The sequence below is a fragment of the Arthrobacter sp. 24S4-2 genome (assembly GCF_005280255.1).
Classification (GTDB): Bacteria; Actinomycetota; Actinomycetes; order Actinomycetales; family Micrococcaceae; genus Arthrobacter.
The window spans coordinates 5,333,379-5,348,469 of the sequence record NZ_CP040018.1 but is presented as its reverse complement, the minus strand read 5'-3'; the positions used below and the strand labels follow the sequence as shown (position 1 = coordinate 5,348,469).

18 protein-coding genes and 1 pseudogene are annotated in these 15,091 nt (G+C 65.7%); 9 read left to right on the top strand and 10 right to left on the bottom strand.

The features are described 5' to 3' along the window. Positions 1-11 precede the first annotated feature (11 nt). The gene (locus tag FCN77_RS24810; protein ID WP_137324418.1) at positions 12-629 is read right to left on the bottom strand and encodes a uracil-DNA glycosylase; all 618 of its coding nucleotides are present in this window, start codon (positions 627-629) and stop codon (positions 12-14) included. A gap of 306 nt (positions 630-935) precedes the next feature. Next, positions 936-1,079, bottom strand: a complete 144-nt coding sequence (locus FCN77_RS26465; RefSeq protein ID WP_217496200.1) for a hypothetical protein — start codon at positions 1,077-1,079, stop codon at positions 936-938. A 50-nt stretch (positions 1,080-1,129) separates the two neighbouring features. Here FCN77_RS26465 and FCN77_RS26145 point away from each other — a divergent pair, with 50 nt between their 5' ends. Further along, positions 1,130-1,285 carry a hypothetical protein gene (locus FCN77_RS26145; RefSeq protein ID WP_175417389.1) on the top strand — a complete coding sequence of 52 codons (156 nt, stop codon included), beginning with the start codon at positions 1,130-1,132 and terminating at the stop codon, positions 1,283-1,285. A 156-nt stretch (positions 1,286-1,441) separates the two neighbouring features. Here the strand turns inward: FCN77_RS26145 and FCN77_RS24805 are convergent. Further along, a pseudogene (locus FCN77_RS24805) lies at positions 1,442-2,614 on the bottom strand (DUF222 domain-containing protein); the annotation flags it as partial. A 73-nt stretch (positions 2,615-2,687) separates the two neighbouring features. On the opposite strand from FCN77_RS24805, the gene FCN77_RS24800 reads away from it, so the two are divergent. Further along, positions 2,688-3,194 (top strand): hypothetical protein, encoded by a 507-nt coding sequence (locus tag FCN77_RS24800; RefSeq protein ID WP_137324416.1) that lies wholly within the window; start codon positions 2,688-2,690, stop codon positions 3,192-3,194. Between the two features lie 32 nt (positions 3,195-3,226). Here the strand turns inward: FCN77_RS24800 and FCN77_RS24795 are convergent, their stop codons facing one another. Further along, complete coding sequence (locus tag FCN77_RS24795; RefSeq protein ID WP_137324415.1) at positions 3,227-4,735, bottom strand: amidohydrolase; 1,509 nt, start codon at positions 4,733-4,735, stop codon at positions 3,227-3,229. Between the two features lie 81 nt (positions 4,736-4,816). Further along, on the bottom strand, positions 4,817-5,113 hold the full coding sequence (locus FCN77_RS24790) for a hypothetical protein (protein ID WP_137324414.1): 297 nt from the start codon (positions 5,111-5,113) through the stop codon (positions 4,817-4,819). 306 nt (positions 5,114-5,419) lie between these two features. On the opposite strand from FCN77_RS24790, the gene FCN77_RS24785 reads away from it, so the two are divergent. The 7 genes from FCN77_RS24785 to FCN77_RS27270 all read left to right on the top strand — a co-directional run bounded on the left by FCN77_RS24785 (position 5,420) and on the right by FCN77_RS27270 (position 10,518). Further along, positions 5,420-5,821, top strand: a complete 402-nt coding sequence (locus FCN77_RS24785) for a hypothetical protein (RefSeq protein ID WP_137324413.1) — start codon at positions 5,420-5,422, stop codon at positions 5,819-5,821. Then, on the top strand, positions 5,818-6,873 hold the full coding sequence (locus tag FCN77_RS24780; protein ID WP_137324412.1) for a zinc-dependent alcohol dehydrogenase family protein: 1,056 nt from the start codon (positions 5,818-5,820) through the stop codon (positions 6,871-6,873). The genes FCN77_RS24785 and FCN77_RS24780 overlap by 4 nt, the downstream gene beginning before the upstream one ends. After that, positions 6,870-7,316, top strand: coding sequence for a flavodoxin domain-containing protein (locus FCN77_RS24775; protein WP_137324411.1), 447 nt, complete (start codon positions 6,870-6,872; stop codon positions 7,314-7,316). The genes FCN77_RS24780 and FCN77_RS24775 overlap by 4 nt, the downstream gene beginning before the upstream one ends. Before the next feature lie 41 nt (positions 7,317-7,357). Then, positions 7,358-8,974 carry a DUF4389 domain-containing protein gene (locus FCN77_RS24770; RefSeq protein ID WP_137324410.1) on the top strand — a complete coding sequence of 539 codons (1,617 nt, stop codon included), beginning with the start codon at positions 7,358-7,360 and terminating at the stop codon, positions 8,972-8,974. Continuing rightward, positions 8,971-9,621 (top strand): dihydrofolate reductase family protein, encoded by a 651-nt coding sequence (locus FCN77_RS24765; RefSeq protein ID WP_137324409.1) that lies wholly within the window; start codon positions 8,971-8,973, stop codon positions 9,619-9,621. Before FCN77_RS24770 ends, FCN77_RS24765 begins: the two co-directional genes overlap by 4 nt. A gap of 100 nt (positions 9,622-9,721) precedes the next feature. Next, positions 9,722-10,399 carry an SDR family NAD(P)-dependent oxidoreductase gene (locus FCN77_RS24760; RefSeq protein WP_254678746.1) on the top strand — a complete coding sequence of 226 codons (678 nt, stop codon included), beginning with the start codon at positions 9,722-9,724 and terminating at the stop codon, positions 10,397-10,399. After that, positions 10,300-10,518 carry an SDR family oxidoreductase gene (locus FCN77_RS27270; RefSeq protein ID WP_254678745.1) on the top strand — a complete coding sequence of 73 codons (219 nt, stop codon included), beginning with the start codon at positions 10,300-10,302 and terminating at the stop codon, positions 10,516-10,518. The genes FCN77_RS24760 and FCN77_RS27270 overlap by 100 nt, the downstream gene beginning before the upstream one ends. On the opposite strand, the gene FCN77_RS24755 is transcribed toward FCN77_RS27270, so the two are convergent. The 5 genes from FCN77_RS24755 to FCN77_RS24735 all read right to left on the bottom strand — a co-directional run bounded on the left by FCN77_RS24755 (position 10,512) and on the right by FCN77_RS24735 (position 15,051). Beyond that, positions 10,512-10,940, bottom strand: coding sequence for a DUF1003 domain-containing protein (locus tag FCN77_RS24755; protein WP_137324408.1), 429 nt, complete (start codon positions 10,938-10,940; stop codon positions 10,512-10,514). The two genes, FCN77_RS27270 and FCN77_RS24755, sit on opposite strands and share 7 nt — an antisense overlap. Positions 10,941-10,971: 31 nt before the next feature. Then, a complete protein-coding gene (locus tag FCN77_RS24750) occupies positions 10,972-11,631 on the bottom strand; it encodes a GntR family transcriptional regulator (protein ID WP_137324407.1) in 660 nt (219 codons plus the stop codon). Positions 11,632-11,747: 116 nt separating this feature from the next. Then, complete coding sequence (locus FCN77_RS24745) at positions 11,748-12,770, bottom strand: transketolase family protein (RefSeq protein WP_137324406.1); 1,023 nt, start codon at positions 12,768-12,770, stop codon at positions 11,748-11,750. After that, positions 12,767-13,708, bottom strand: coding sequence for a transketolase (locus FCN77_RS24740; RefSeq protein WP_254678744.1), 942 nt, complete (start codon positions 13,706-13,708; stop codon positions 12,767-12,769). The genes FCN77_RS24745 and FCN77_RS24740 overlap by 4 nt, the downstream gene beginning before the upstream one ends. 5 nt (positions 13,709-13,713) lie before the next feature. Next, the gene (locus FCN77_RS24735; protein ID WP_137324405.1) at positions 13,714-15,051 is read right to left on the bottom strand and encodes an MFS transporter; all 1,338 of its coding nucleotides are present in this window, start codon (positions 15,049-15,051) and stop codon (positions 13,714-13,716) included. Between the last annotated feature and the right edge of the window lie 40 nt (positions 15,052-15,091).

The window sequence follows — 15,091 nt, the reverse complement described above, 5'->3', positions numbered from 1 at the left end:
CGAGGCGGTGGCTAGAGGTGCTGGATCCCGGCCCGCTGCATCGCGTCTTTGTAGATTTCGACGCTCCTGCTCAGCAGCTCTTCCTGCTTGTTCGCGGAGACCGCGAAGGCGCGGCCGCCGAGGGCGCTGGCCTTGTAGATCTTGATCCCGGAGTTCTTCAAAGACTGATGGTAGGTCTTTTCGAAGAGAGTCAGGAAGGTCTGGGCGTCCGTGCCGTGGGCGATGATGGCCGAGACGCGCCTGTTGATCTTGAGGAACTGGCGGAAGGGCCTGAGGCCGTCCGTCTTTTCCTGGACGTTGAGGGCCGAGGGCAGGTCGGGGTCGCGCACCCAGGGGTAGGCGTTCCACGGCATGACATAGCGGGCGTCGAGTTCCACGATTTCGTAGATTGAGGTGGCCCGCCGGGCCGCTTCGTCGTCGTTGAAATGCGAAACGAAGCCCGATTCGGTGCCCTTGCCGGGGCTGACATGGAGACTGACGATCCTGCATTCGTCCTCGTCATGGACGGGGTCGATGTACGGGACAACGGAGCCCGGCTTCTTTTCCATGAGTTCGTCGCAAAGCTGGGTTACAGCAGCGATGTTCGGTTCCTGCAGCAGGGCCTTTTTTTCGTCCCAGTCAATCGTCACGATTTCTCCCTCAGCACACGGCGTCCAGAATCAGGCGTCTGGTTCCACTCTACGCTTTTGGCCGGGGTTGATGTTCGGCGGATTTTGGCAGCAGCAGTGACGGCGCCCCATTCGGGTCCCAGGCAAGGGGCTCCTGACCTATTTTCAGGCGGACCGTACGGGCGTACGCTTAAAGCGCCTGCAGGTAACCGTTCAGATAACGCGGGCCGTTCGGGACATGCGAATGTCCGGGCCGTCTCTTAGCGAGATCGCGAAGGTACCTGCAGGTCTTTGTTGTTTAAAGCGTGGTGCCGGTGAGGCTGCGCGCTACTTCTTTCGCATCTTCCCTGTTACCTCTGCAGCTTGGCGGTACGCCCGTTTGGCTTCGGGGCTGGTTACTGCCTGGTATACCGTCTTGCCGGTTTCGGTCAGCATTTTCGCTTTCGCCTGGACGGCGGGGTCTGCTGCCAAAACTGCTGTGTAGCTAAGGGCAGAACCCAGTCCTGATCGAAGGAGCAAGAATGAAGAGGCGCACGCTTATCGAAGATGGCTTCGTCGGGTTTAGACCGTTCGCCGAACTTGAACTCAGCGAGGTTCCGCAGTCTCCCGGGATCTATGCCGTCCTTGTGCCTGATGAGTATGAACCACACTTCCTGAAAGATAGCGTGGGCGGTTGATTCAAGAAGAATGACCCCTCACTGAGCGCAGCAGCTCTGGCCGCCGAGTGGGTAGGCGGCGTTGATGTCCTCTACAGAGTTTCGCCGGCTCCACGGTCGACTACCATTCGCCAACCTCGTTCAGGCGCGTGCGTCAGCAGGTTAACCCGCTGCGACTCATGCCGCGGTCCTGAGCCTGCCACGCCTGAGCGCCTTGGCCAAGTGCCGGAGTTGGCGCCGGCGGCGGGAGGCTGCTGTTTCGGGATACGGATGTCCGGGTAACGGCGGGGCCGTGGACTGGTAGTTGTGCCCGGTGGGCGTTGTCAGTTGGGTCGTGTGCCGGGGGCCCGGCCGGGGGCGGGTGCTCCACCCGGGTGCTTCCTTGGAGTGGTTGCAGGCTTCACAGAGCCCGGCGCCGTTGCTCTGGGTCGTGGTTCCGCCGCTGTGCCACGGGAGGACGTGGTCCAGGTGCCTGATCGGGGCGTCGCAATACGGCGTTCGGCACGTATAATCCCGGACTTGGACAAGGCGGCGCAATCCGGGCGGGAAGAGCCTCGCTTTCGACTCCATCGCCACCAGATCTCCGGTACCCGGGGCGGTGTAGACCCGCCGGAGCCAAATGTTCATGGGTCGGTCCTGGTTTTGAACAGCAATCTCGCGGGCCCACCCCGCAGGGACGATGCCGTAGCCCGGGAGCCGTGCCGGTTCGCTGTCTGCCTGGAACAGCGTGCGGTCGGTCATCACGAGCTGGATCTCGATGCCGCTGAGTCCACCTGCCGTCCCCGTGGTGCGTTCAACCAGCGCGTCGGCCATGAGCTGGCCGCGCGACCGCGGGTCCCCGTTGGAGCGGAGGGTGTCGGCATGCTTGGTGAGGACAGCGTGGACGGCCACGCCCTGGGCGACTGGGAGGAATGCCGTCACGTAGCACATGGTGTCGGGCGCCGGCCGAAGACTCACGTGGCGCTCGGCGGCGGCGTGGCTGGCTCGATCCGCAACAGACCGAGGATCCCGCCGGTATGCGGCGGACCGTACCGCGGCGACAACGGCACGATCGCCCGCTCCACTGAACCTCCCGGCGTCGGACGCCAATTCTTCGTCGACGGCGCTGCGGTCAGTCGCGGACAGGCAAGCGGTCTCACGGACCAAAAGCGTGGCGCGCCATTCATTGAGCCGGCCTGTCTCCAGCCCGGCAAGGGCATGCGGCATCTCGGTGACGAGCGCCTTCGCCAGACCCAGCAGCCGGCTACCCTTGGCCGGTGATTCCCTCCGGGCGAGGGCGATCTGCGCAGCGATCCCAGCGCCCAGCTCTTCGGCGGGCACACCAGCGCGGGCCTGGTCGCGGCGCTGCGACCACTGACAATAAAGCGGCCACGGAACCCGCGAATCCGTAAGCTACTAGCAACGCCCCCGAGCCAAGGAACTCATGCCGATCAACAGACAGTCGCTGAAACAGGACGGGTTCACCGGATTCCGGCCGCTCGCGGACCTGGACATCAACCGGATCCCGCAGAAACCCGGGATCTTCGCCGTGCTGCGGCCCGAAGGCTTCCAGCCGCAGTTCCTGGCCAAGAGCACGGCCGGAATCTTCAAGAAGAAGGACCCCACCCTGAAAACGGAGCAGCTCGACGCCGAATGGGTTGACGGCGCCGACGTCCTCTACGTGGGCAAGGCCGGCCCCGGCAGCAAGGGCAACCGCGGACTGCGCCGGCAGATCCAGGAATTCGCCGACTTTGGCAGGGGCAGGCCACCGGGCCACTGGGACGGCCGGCTGATCTGGCAGCTGGCCGCGGCCGGTTCGTTGGTTGTGGCGTGGAAAGAGTTGCCTGTTGAGCAGCTCAACGCGGCCGAAGCGGGGTACCACGCTGACTTCCGCGGGGAATTCGGCCGCCTGCCGTTCGCCAACCTCGTCCAGGCCCGCTCGAAAAGCTAGCGTTGGGGGGCGCAAGTGACCGTTCGCGCTGGTCAGCCGCCCTGCATAGCCAGCGCGCCGCCGTCGTACGTGAACTGCCCCGCAACGAGCGTCGCCGCTACCGGCATGGACGCGAACGTCCTGTCCGGTACGCCGAGCGGATCGGCGTCCAGCACCGCGATGTCCGCCGGATCTCCCACGCGGATCCGGACCCGTCCCCGGGAAGACGCAAACAAGGCTTCCGCCCGGGTGATCGCCTGCTCCGGGTGCCAAGGCCCGCGGCCGTCCAGGGCGGACCTTGTGGTCGCGGCCGACATCGCGGTCCACGGATCCAGTGGCGCCACCGGCGCGTCAGAGCCGAATGCCAGCGTGGCCCCGGCAGCCAGCAGCGACCGCAATGGGAACGCCCGGTCAGTGCGGTCGCCCCAGTTGGCGTCGGCAGCGTCCCTGTCATCCAGGGCATGCGCGGGCTGGACGCTCGCAGTCAGGCCCAGCCGGCCAAAGCGGGCGAAGTCCTCCTGCCTGACAAACTGGGCATGTTCTATCCGTCCGCGGATGCCGGCAGCCTGGAATGCGTTCAGCGCCACTTCGTTGGCGGCGTCGCCGATCGCGTGGACGGCGGGCAAGAAACCTTCCCCTCCGGCGCGGACCAGCAGGGCCAGCAGCTCCGCTTCACTGACGGTGAGCATGCCCCGGCCGCCATGCGGATAAGGGTCCACGCAGTAGGCGGTCCGGGTGTTGAGCGAGCCGTCGATCAGCACCTTGAGCGGCCCCACCCGGAGCAGGCCGTTCCCGCCGGGAATGTCCTGGCCCGTCCGCATGCCCTCAAGCCGCGCACGGTCCAGATGCTCGGGATAGACGGCGGCATCCACCCGCAGGGAGCCGAAGCCACCGGTGACGCGCCTGAGCCACACGTCGCGGTTCCAGGTCATCTCAAAGTCCACTACGCCCACCACCCCGCGGGCGGCGGCTTTCTGTGCGGCTTCCCGGACCCAGGCGTCCACCACGGAGTCCGGCAGGCGGCCGAGCTCGCGGGTCAGGGCAAACGCCGGATCCTCGCGCAGCAGGCCGCTGGCGCCCACGTCCACGCCGTAGCGTTTCGCGGCGGCACTGTTCACCCAGACACAGTGGAGGTCGTGGCTGATGAGCGCCGCGGGAAGGCCCTGTGTCACGGCGTCGAGCATCTCCAGGCTGGGGTCGTCCGCCCAGACGGCGTCGCGGAAGCCGACGCCCACCAGCGTCGGGCCGCCGCCGCCGTCCTGGCCGTGGTCGCCGGCCATCCGTGAGCGGATGATGTCGACGGCGGCGCGGGCCGATGCGGCGTGCGACAGGTCGGTCCGCTTCGCCGCCATTGCCCACTGGGTCATGTGCACATGCTCGTCCCACAGGCCCGGAATGACGTACCGGCCGCCGAAGTCAACGATGCGGGCACCTGGCGGGCCATCCTGTGCGGCCGTTATCCGGGTGACAACACCTCCGGATATGTGAATGTTCCGGGATTCCGTTTCCCCGGGCTGCCGGAGGGAGGCAAGGACGAGGGCAGGCTGGGCTCCGTGTGGCATACGAACAGGCTAGGGTGCGGACGTCGCGGCAACAATCCGGGCGCGTCCACAACTCGCCCATTGAAGGTGTTCCTGCCGCTGCTAGGGCATCACTTTGTAGAGATCAATGACGGTCTCTTCGGGCGGTGCGGCGAACCCGCCCTCGATGCCCGCCTGCATCCGCGGCATGAGGATTCCGTCGCGGAACTTCTCCCAGCTCTCCTTCGACTCATGGACGGCCATGATGGTCCAGCCGCCGGCCGACGGGCCGGCGGCGTGGAAGACCTGGCCCTCCGGCAGCGCGCCCTCGCCCGGGTGAACCGCGGCAATCGAGGCGTCATACTGCTCTTTGGTGCCTCCGGCGAAAAAGTGCACGATTCCATATGCAGTGGCAGTCATTTCTGCTCCTAACGGTGGGAGTTGGGACGGTGGCACATGCCTGACACGGCCAGTACCAGACCCCGGCGTTGTGCCTGTCAATAGCCGGTCGGCGGCCCGGACCGCACCTGGAACATCCGGGACTTTCGTCCCTTACCCTTGCTGCGCGGACCAGCCATCCTTGATGTGGGGCATCTCACGCCTGCGTTACTCACGCACGCACCTTGGGAAGGGAAATGCTTCGCCGATCAGCAAAAGGTCTCGCTACGACATTGGGGAAGGGCTGGCGCAGTGCGCCTCCCGGATATAGCAGGAGACCACGGCCTCATGAATCACCAGACCCGTACCGTCTTGGGTACCCGAACCTCCGTCGCCTCCCGTCATGGAGCCGCATCCACCACGCACTACGACCATTCTGAGCATCGCCTGAAGATCATGGTCCGCATTGAGGCGGACCTGGAGGCTGCCAGCATGGAAGTCCACGGCGTTGTGACCGGGGCCAGCCTCCGCGCACTCTACGTGATCGCGCGGCGCACCACATCGCTGCTGCATGGCAAAGACCTCACCATCGATCTCTCCCGCGCCCGGGCAACCGACACGGTCCTCGAGCAACTCCACGAGTGTGCCCGGCTGTCCCGACTGTCGTCCGGAGTGGACAGTTCGGAAGTGCCGTGCCGCGTGAAAATCGTGGATCCCGGCTTTATCCACAAAGTCAAGGAGTACGCATGAAAGCGCTCGTCTACGGCGGTCCCGGCGAAAAGTCGTGGACGGACGTCCCGGATCCCACCATCCAGAACCCCAGCGACGTGATCGTCAAGGTGGACACCACCACCATCTGTGGAACGGACCTGCACATCCTCAAGGGGGACGTGCCCGCAGTGCAGAAAGGCCGGATCCTGGGCCACGAAGGCGTGGGGACCATCACCGAGGTGGGCGCCTCGGTCACCAGCCTGAAGGTGGGGGACCGGGTCATCATCTCCTGCATCAAGTCCTGCGGCCACTGCGCAAACTGCAGGACCGGCCTTTACTCGCACTGCATGGGCGAGGAAGGGGCAGCGGGGATCGGCTGGGTCTTCGGCCACCTGATTGACGGTACGCAGGCCGAATATGTGCGCGTCCCGTACGCCGAGAACTCGCTGCACCTCCTTCCCGAAGGGGTCAGCGACGACCAGGCCGTGATGCTTTCCGACATCCTGCCCACCGGCTTCGAAATCGGCGTGCAGTACGGGCGGGTCAAGCCGGGGGACACCGTGGCGGTTGTGGGCGCGGGTCCGGTCGGGTTGGCAGCAATCGCCACCGCCGGGCTGTACGGCGCGGCAACCATCATCGCAATCGACCTTGACGCGAACCGGCTGGCAAAGTCCCGCGAGTTCGGTGCCACCGACGTCGTTCTCTCCGGCGACGCCGACTGGAAGGAACAGGTGCTGGCGCTCACTGACGGACAGGGTGTGGATGTGGCCATCGAGGCGGTGGGCATCCCGGCGACCTTCACCATGTGCACCGACATCGTCCGGCCCGGCGGCAACGTGGCCAACGTGGGCGTGCACGGCAAGTCCGTGGAGCTGCACGTGGAGAACCTCTGGATCCAGAACATCAACATCAGCATGGGCCTGGTCAACGCCAACACCACGCCGATGCTCCTGAAGCTGGTGGCCCAGAAGAAGGTTCCGGCGGAGAAATTCGCCACCCACCACTTCACGTTCAACCAGTTCATGGACGCCTACGACACCTTTGCCCGCGCCGCCGAAACCAAGGCCCTCAAAGTGGTGATCACTGCGTGAAAGCCCTGGTTGTCTACGACTCCGCCTACGGAAACACCCGGCAGGTGGCCGAGGCCATCGTCGCCTCCCTGGAGCCTTTGCAGGCTGCGGCTCTTTCCGTAACGGACTTCGAGGCACCCGCGCTCGCAGAAGGCGACCTTCTCGTCGTTGGGAGCCCCATCAACGGCTGGCGGCCGACGCCGAAGGTCACCGAGATGCTTACGACGCTCGGCGGTGGCCGCCTCAACGGCGTCAAGGCGGCCGCTTTCGACACTCGGGTCAGGTTTTTCCTCCACGGGGACGCGGCGAAGAAGATGACCAAATCCCTGAGGGCCGGCGGCGCCGACATCATCTCCAAGCCCATGGCGTTTTACGTGCAAGGCAGCGAGGGCCCGTTGAGCAGCGGGGAACTCGACAAAGCGGCCGCATGGGCCGCGGACCTGCTCAAAAGAGTGGGTGGATAGCCGCCGGGGGGCCAGGCAAGAGGCAAGAAAGGACTGCGGCCATGAAACCAGGCCGGATAGTCATGCTGGTGCTCGGCACCCTCGCCGCCCTGATGGGGCTTGGATTGCTGATAACCGCCGGCGCCGTCGGATGGGTCAACTTTCAGCAGCGCGACAACGGATATTTGACCACGCCCACCGAGCGCTATGACGTGGCCACGCGGGCCATCACCTCGCCCGGCCTGAACGTCCTGGTGGACGAGAAACTGCCGGACGTCCTGCCGGTGGACAGTGCGGGCCGGTTGCTGCTGCGCGGCACGGGGGCAGCGGGACAACAGATCTTCATCGGCATCGGACCCCAGGAGGACGTGGCCCGGTACCTTGACAACGTCCGGCATTCTGAAATCACCGAATTGAACTCCTACCCGTTCCGCGTCCAGTACCGCGAAGTACCCGGCGACGCCGTACCCGTTGCCCCGGGAACGCAGCCATTCTGGTCCACATCCGCCCAGGGAACCGGGACCCAGCAGATTGAGTGGGACCTGCGCAGCGGCCGCTGGGCAGTGGTGGTCATGAACGCCGACGGCGCCGCTCCGGTTTCCGTTGACCTGCAGGCAGGCGTCCGGTCCGATCTGCTGTGGCCGGTCTTCATAGGGCTCCTGATCGGCGGCATCGCCCTGCTGGTGGTAGGGGTGCCGCTGATTGTGGCTGGCGCCGCAGGACTCGGCAGGCACGGCCCGCCGCCGCACTACCCGGAGGCCGCTCGTGTGGCCCCAGGCGCCGTGCCGGTGGGGCCGGATGCCCACGGCCCGAACGCCGAGGCCCCTTACGCCACAGCCGCTGCGCCCATACCGCCAGGAGGGGGTGGCAGACCGTTGCCCACGGACCCGCAGCCCTCAGAGACATCCCGGTACCCCGTGCGGTTGAATGGGTATCTGGACCCGGGACTCTCCCGCGGAATGTGGCTGATCAAGTGGTTCCTGGCGATCCCGCACTACATCGTGCTGTTCTTCCTGTGGTTCGCGTTCTTCGTAACCACCATCGTGGCCGGCTTCGCCATCCTGTTCACCGGCCACTATCCGCGCTCGCTGTTCAACTTCAACGTAGGCGTCCTGCGGTGGAACTGGCGTGTTGCCTTCTACGCTTACGCAGCGATCGGGACGGACCGCTACCCGCCCTTTACGCTGGCGAGGACCGACTACCCGGCGGATTTCGACGTCGAGTACCCCGAGCACCTCTCCCGGGGCCTGGTGCTGATCAAATGGTGGCTGTTGGCCCTTCCCCAGCTCCTGATTGTCTCCGCATTCTCAGGGGCGGCAAGCACCTGGGGCACCCGGCGCACTTGGGTGGACGGCAGATGGGTGGACGGCAATTGGGTTGACGGAACCTGGGTTGGATACCAGGGCGGCGGCGGGATCTCACTGATCGGGCTGCTGGTGATCGTGGCCGGCTTCAGCCTGCTGTTCACCGGCCGCTTTGGCCGGAGGCTCTTTGACCTGCTGATCGGCCTGAACCGTTGGACCCACCGCGTCATTGCCTACGTGGCGCTGATGCGGGACGAATACCCTCCGTTCCGCCTGGACATGGGCCCGTCAGACCCCGCCGACGCTCCGCCGGTAGGCTACCCGCCGCCGGTTCCCGCCCGTCCCGAAACGCAAACCCCGGAAGGCGAACCATGAGACTCACGGTCCACACGTTCCTGACCCTCGACGGCGTCATGCAGGGCCCTGGCGGCAGGGAAGAGGACACCAGTGGCGGATTCGAATTCGGCGGCTGGCTGGTCCCGCACGTTGACGACGACTTCGGCCGGATCGTTGACGGCTGGTTCGCCGAGGCCGATGCCATCCTTCTCGGCCGGACCACGTACCAGCTGTTCCAGCCCTACTGGGAAGAGGTCACCGACCCGGACAACACCGTGGCAGCAGCGCTCAACGCCCTGCCCAAGTACGTGGTTTCCAACACGATCACCGAAGCCACCTGGAACGACACAACCATTCTTTCCGGCAACTTTCTGGAAGCGATCGACGACCTCAAGTCCGGCCCCGGCCGGGAACTGCAGGTGCACGGCAGCCACCGTCTGGCCCGCGCCCTGCACGATGCAGGCTTGGTGGACGAATACAGGATTATCGTCTTTCCCGTGGTGCTCGGCCAGGGCAAGCGGCTCTTTGAATCGGGGGCCGCGCCGTCCGCTTTCACCCTGGCCCGGAGCAAGACCACGGCGTCAGGCGCGGTCTACCTGGTCCTGGAGCCCACAGCGTTTGGTGCTGGCGAGCTGGAGGTGGGGGACTTCGAAGTGCAGGAGGGGCGGGAGCAGATCAAGGAATGAGCCGCTGCGCTTGAGCCTCCAGCCGAAGTGGAACCCTTGCGACCTGCCGCCCGCAAGAACATAGTGGAGGGATTCACCACTCCGGGGCAGGAGGCCCGCAATGCTGCTGGAAAACGGTAAGGAGCCCAACGGGACAGTCCCAAACGGCCTGCTGCGGGGCCGCACCGCCCTCGTGTACGGGGCGGGCGGTCCCGTCGGTGGTGCCGTCGCCCGGGCCTTCGCGGCGGAAGGCGCGGATGTCTTCCTGGCCGGCCGCACGGAGTCCCGCCTCCTGAAAGTAGCCCGGGACATCCGTGAGGCAGGCGGCGTGGCGGAAACCGCCGTCGTGGACGCCCTGGACGAAACCCAGGTGAACGCGTTCGTGGACCAGGCGGCGAAGAAGAGCCGGCGCATCGACGTCTCCTTCAACCTGATCTCGTACGGGGACGTCCAGCAGCCGCTGATGGACATCTCAGCCGATGACTTCACCCAGCCCATCAACGCCGCGACGCGCACGCACTTCCTCACCACCCGCGCCGCGGCGCGCCACATGATCAGGCAGCGGTCCGGCGTCGTCCTGATGTTCGGCGGCTCCGGCCCCAGACCCTGGCCGGGCTGGGCGGGTTCAAGATCGCGCTGGACGCCATGGAGGGTCAGCGCCGGCAGTGGGCGCTGGAGCTCGGCAAGAACGGCATCAGGGTGGTCACCCTGGTTACGGGCGGGATCGTGGAAACCATTCCCTGGCAAGCCGAAGGCCGTGAGGAGATCGTGGAGGAAATCACCCGGACTGCTCACCTGAACCGGACGGCGACGCTGGAAGACGTGGGCAACGTGGCTGTATTCATCGCCTCGGACCGGGCCGGCGCCATCACTGACGCCACGGTGAATATTTCCTGCGGCGCGATCGTGGACTACTGAGCCGTCGCCTTGCCGTCACGTTCGGCCAGGAGCTGCCGCAGTTCCCGGAGGATCTCCAGCTGTTGGTTGTTGATGGCGGTGAGTTTCTGGATTTCGTCTTCCGCCTGTACATCCGTGTCGTAGTCATGCTGGGCCATGGCGGCTGCGATGGCATCCTGCCGCTTGGCGGCGATGAGCAGGATGGCGCCCTGTAGGCCAGCCAGCATGGACAGGAACAGGTTCAGCAGGATGTAGGGATAGGGATCCCAGGCATTGTTGGCAAGAACAATTGAGTTGAGCAGTGCCCACACCATCATGGACGCTATGAAGATTCCCACGAACGGCCAGCTGCCCATGCCGTTGCGCAGGACGTCAGCTGCCCGTTGCCCCCTGCTCAGGCCGGCTTTGTGTTCGGCGTGCCACGTCTTCTTTTGCTCGGTCATGTGCCCAGCGTAGGCCGTGGAGCCGGGCCTTCTACGCCACCAGGTTGTCCGCGGCGGTGTCCATGTGTTCCCGGATGGTCTTCCGGGCCAGGGAGGCGTCGCCGGTTTCAATGGCTGCCACGATGTCGTGGTGCCGGTCCACGCTCATGTTCGAAACGCCCTTTTCCAGGCCGGCAAACATGATGGACATACGAATCGAGCCTTCCAGGGATTCCCAGGAGTGGAGGAGCGTCTCATTGCCCGTGAGACGGCACAGGGTGCGGTGGAAATCGAGGTCCGATTCGATCCGCTCCTCGAGACTACCCTTGGCCGCGGCATCCATGGCACCGATGGCCGCGCGCAGCGACCCGATCACGTACTGGCGGTCCGGCAGTTCGCACAGGGTGCGCGCTGCGAGGGATTCCAGCGCCGCCCGCACAGAGTAGATGTCCCGGATTTCCTTGGCGTCGAGGTGCCGGACGGAAAGGCGGCCCCGCGGTCCGGCCGACAACAGGCCCTCCTGCTCCAGCTGCCGCAACGCCTCCCGGAGGGTTCCCCGGCTGATCTGGAGCATGTCCGAGAGTTCGGTTTCCACCAGGTGCCGGCCCGGTTCCAGCTCTCCGCTGGTGATGGCGGTGCGCAGGGCAGAAAGTGCCTGCTCGCGGAGGCTCTTCTTCTGCAGTCCCAACAGGGGCGCTGTCACTCCGGCCATCGCGGCACTTCCTCACTGTCAGTGGTCGACTGTTTACAGTCGGTGTGTTAACTGTTGATCTTACGGCAGAAGCGCGGACCCGTCTTGTATCCGGGTCCGCGCTTCTGCCGATCGGCCTAGCCCAGTTCTGCGAGGACCTTCGCCACGATCCGCTGGACGGACAGGCCGTAGCGCTCGTGCAGCGTGGGCAGCGCGCCGGCATCGAGGAACTCGTCCGGCAACGCCACCGGCACCACCCGTTTGCCCAGTCCCGCGGTCACGACGGCGGACGCGACGGTTTCGAACAGGCCGCCGATCACGCTGTGGTTTTCCAGCGTCACGGCCAGGCGGTCCGTGTTGATCTCGGCGAGGACGGTCGCCGCGTCGAAAGGTTTGATGGTGGGCGTGTGAACGACGGCGACATCCACGTTGTGTTCGGCCAGCGCCTTGGCGGCCTGCAGCGCCCGCATGGTCATGAGTCCGCTGGAGATGAAGACGACGTCGTTCCCGCCGCGCAGGACCTTCGCCTTGCCGAGCTCGAAGGTGTAGCCGTACTCGTCCAGCACGGTGGGCACGTTGCCGCGCAGCAGCCGCAGGTACGTGGGGCCCTCACTGGTCGCGAGCTGTGGGACGGCCTGCTCAATGTCGATCGAGTCGCAGGGATCCACGATGGTCAGATTGGGCATGCCGCGGAAGATCGCCATGTCCTCGGTGGCCTGGTGGCTGGGGCCGTAGCCGGTGGTTAACCCGGGCAGGCCTCCCACGATGTTCACGTTCAGGTTCGGTTCGGCGCTGTCCAGGCAGAGGAAGTCGTAGGCCCGCCGCGCCGCGAACACCGAGTAGGTGGATGCGAACGGCACCAAGCCGGTCTCGGCCAATCCGGCGGCCGCCCCGAAGAGCAACTGTTCGGCCATGCCCATCTGGAAGAACCGTTCGGGGAAGGCCTGGGCGAAGATGTGCATGTCGGTGTACTTGCCCAGGTCCGCGGTGAGGCCAACGATCCTGTCGTTCTCCTGCGCGGCCTTGACCAGGGCGTGCCCGAACGGTGCGGAGGCGGTCTTCTGGCCGGGATCAGCGAAGGACGCGATCATGGCCGAGGTCTTCAGCTTGGGGGCGACGCCCTTTACTGCTGTGCCCTTTGAGGCGGTGGCGGCGCTCATCGTGCGGCCTTTCCTTCGAATCCTGCGGTCAGCTGCTCGCGGCATTGCTGCCATTCGTGTTCCTCGATGCGCATGAAGTGCGCCTTCTCGCGCTTCTCCAGCAGCGGTACTCCGCGGCCCACCTTTGTGTCGCACAGGATCACGGAAGGACGTCCGACGGCGGCGGCCTGGGCGGCTGCGTTGTCGAACGCCGCCAGCAGCGCACCGACGTCGTTCCCGTCCACGCGCTGGGTGTACCAGCCGAAGGACTCCCACTTCTCCGTCACGGGCTCCGTGCGAAGCACGGTGTCCGTCTTCCCGTCTGCCTGCAGCGCGTTGATGTCCACCATGGCGGTGAGGTTGCCCAACTGGTGGTGGTGCGCGCCCATGGCGGCCTCCCACGTGGAGCCTTCGTCCAGTTCGCCGTCGGAGAGGAAGTTGTAAATCCTCGCCGCAGAGTCCTGGTACCGGAGGCCCAGTGCCATGCCGATGGCGATGGTGAGGCCGTGGCCCAGGGAGCCGCCGGAGATCTCCATGCCCGGTGTGTAGGTGGACATGCCGGACATCGGCAGCCGGGAATCGTCCGAGCCGTAGGTCTCCAGCTCCTCCACCGGGACGATGCCGGCCTCGGCCAGTGCGGCGTAGTGTCCGATCGCGTAGTGCCCGGTGGAGAGCAGGAAGCGGTCCCGCGCCTCCCATTCCGGATCCTCGGACCGGAAGCGCAGCTGGTCCGCGTAGACCACAGCCAGCATGTCCGCGGCGCCGAGCGCCTGGCCGACATAGCCCTGGCCCTGCACCTCACCCATATTCAGGGCATGGTGACGGATGCGGTAGGCGGCAGCGGAAACCCGCTCGAGGCGAGCCGCCGGCGTTTCCCCGGCCGTTGGTTCGTTCCCGGCTTGTTCGTTTCCTGCTTGTTCGTTTCCTGCGCGTGCCGCGCTTTGCAGTTCCTGGGTCATTGCCATCAGGCGTTCACCGACTGGGGGGTGCTTTTGGTGGCTTCGTCGGCGAACTCGCGTTCGCGCTTGCCCCACGTTTCACGGGTGACGACGGCGGCCCACAGGCCGATGGCGGCGTAGGTGCCGAAGAGGAGTGCCGGTCCCATCCAGCCGAAGCTGACGAACAGGAGCGTGGTGATGAAGGGGGTGAAGCCGGAGACCATGGCGGAGATCTGGTAGGCCAGCGAGGCGCCGGAGGCTCGGGTCTTGGCCTGGAAGAGCTCGGGGAACCATGCACCCTGGGCGCCGGCCAGTGAGTTCTGGCAGACCGCGTAGGAGAGCACCAGGGTGGCGATGACGAAGATGAACAGGCCGGTGTTGACCAGCAGGAACATGGGGATCGCGAACAGCAGGGCGAAGGCGCAGGACCAGATGTAGAGCGGGCGCCGGCCGATCCTGTCCGTCAGCCGGGCCCAGGCCTGCGTGGCGAAGATGCCGATTGCGGAGGCGATGCACAGGGCCACGAGCGTCTGGGTCTTGTCGGCCAGGTGCTGGCTGTTCAGGTAGGAAATCATGTACGTGATGGAGACGGCGTAGCCGGCGGTCTCGGCGATGCGGAGGCCGATGCCCTTGACGATGTTGCGCCAGTCGGTCTTGAGGACCTCGACGATGGGGGACTTCACGATGGTGCCGCTGTCCTTGATCTCATCGAAGACGGGGGATTCGGGGACCTTGGAGCGGATGATCAGGCCGACAACCACCAGCACGATGCTGGCAAGGAAGGGAATGCGCCAGGCGAGTTCGCCGCCGAGCTGGACGCTGACCAGGAACACCAGGTTGGCGAGCAGCAGGCCTACCGGGAAGCCGGCCTGGACCATTCCGGTGTATTTGCCCTTGGACTTCCAGGGTGCATGCTCGTAGCTCATCAGGATGGCGCCTCCCCATTCAGCGCCAAAGGCCAGGCCCTGGACGATCCGGACGAACACCAGCAGCGCAGGGGCAAGGAGGCCAACCTGGCTGTAGGTGGGGAGCAATCCGATGATGAAGGTGGCGACGCCCATGAGGATCAGGGACGCGACCAGGACGGGTTTGCGGCCGAGCTTGTCTCCGAGGTGGCCGCCGATGATGCCGCCGATCGGGCGGGCGGCAAAGCCGACGCCCAGGGTGGCGAAGGCGGCCAGTGTCCCGGTCACCGGGTCTCCGGTGGGGAAGAAGGCAGTGCCGAAGTACAGGGCTGCTGCGGTGCCGAAACCGATGAAGTCATAGGTCTCGATGACTGCGCCGACGCTGGACCCAATGGCGACGCGCTTGGCGTCTTTGGTGCCGTGGACCGGTCCCCGCATGGTGAGAGCTTCTTTGCTCATTGTGAATCCCTTTCGAAGAGCTACCGACGCTTCCGCATCG

Coding starts and splice junctions, on each gene's coding strand:
- FCN77_RS24740 (WP_254678744.1), bottom strand. CDS start 13,708: ATGACCCAGGAACTGCAAAGCGCGGCACGCGCAGGAAACGAACAAGCA.
- FCN77_RS24800 (WP_137324416.1), top strand. CDS start 2,688: ATGCCGATCAACAGACAGTCGCTGAAACAGGACGGGTTCACCGGATTC.
- FCN77_RS24735 (WP_137324405.1), bottom strand. CDS start 15,051: ATGAGCAAAGAAGCTCTCACCATGCGGGGACCGGTCCACGGCACCAAA.
- FCN77_RS24765 (WP_137324409.1), top strand. CDS start 8,971: ATGAGACTCACGGTCCACACGTTCCTGACCCTCGACGGCGTCATGCAG.
- FCN77_RS24745 (WP_137324406.1), bottom strand. CDS start 12,770: ATGAGCGCCGCCACCGCCTCAAAGGGCACAGCAGTAAAGGGCGTCGCC.
- FCN77_RS24755 (WP_137324408.1), bottom strand. CDS start 10,940: ATGACCGAGCAAAAGAAGACGTGGCACGCCGAACACAAAGCCGGCCTG.
- FCN77_RS24770 (WP_137324410.1), top strand. CDS start 7,358: ATGAAACCAGGCCGGATAGTCATGCTGGTGCTCGGCACCCTCGCCGCC.
- FCN77_RS24785 (WP_137324413.1), top strand. CDS start 5,420: ATGAATCACCAGACCCGTACCGTCTTGGGTACCCGAACCTCCGTCGCC.
- FCN77_RS24760 (WP_254678746.1), top strand. CDS start 9,722: ATGCTGCTGGAAAACGGTAAGGAGCCCAACGGGACAGTCCCAAACGGC.
- FCN77_RS24780 (WP_137324412.1), top strand. CDS start 5,818: ATGAAAGCGCTCGTCTACGGCGGTCCCGGCGAAAAGTCGTGGACGGAC.
- FCN77_RS24795 (WP_137324415.1), bottom strand. CDS start 4,735: ATGCCACACGGAGCCCAGCCTGCCCTCGTCCTTGCCTCCCTCCGGCAG.
- FCN77_RS26145 (WP_175417389.1), top strand. CDS start 1,130: ATGAAGAGGCGCACGCTTATCGAAGATGGCTTCGTCGGGTTTAGACCG.
- FCN77_RS24790 (WP_137324414.1), bottom strand. CDS start 5,113: ATGACTGCCACTGCATATGGAATCGTGCACTTTTTCGCCGGAGGCACC.
- FCN77_RS24750 (WP_137324407.1), bottom strand. CDS start 11,631: ATGGCCGGAGTGACAGCGCCCCTGTTGGGACTGCAGAAGAAGAGCCTC.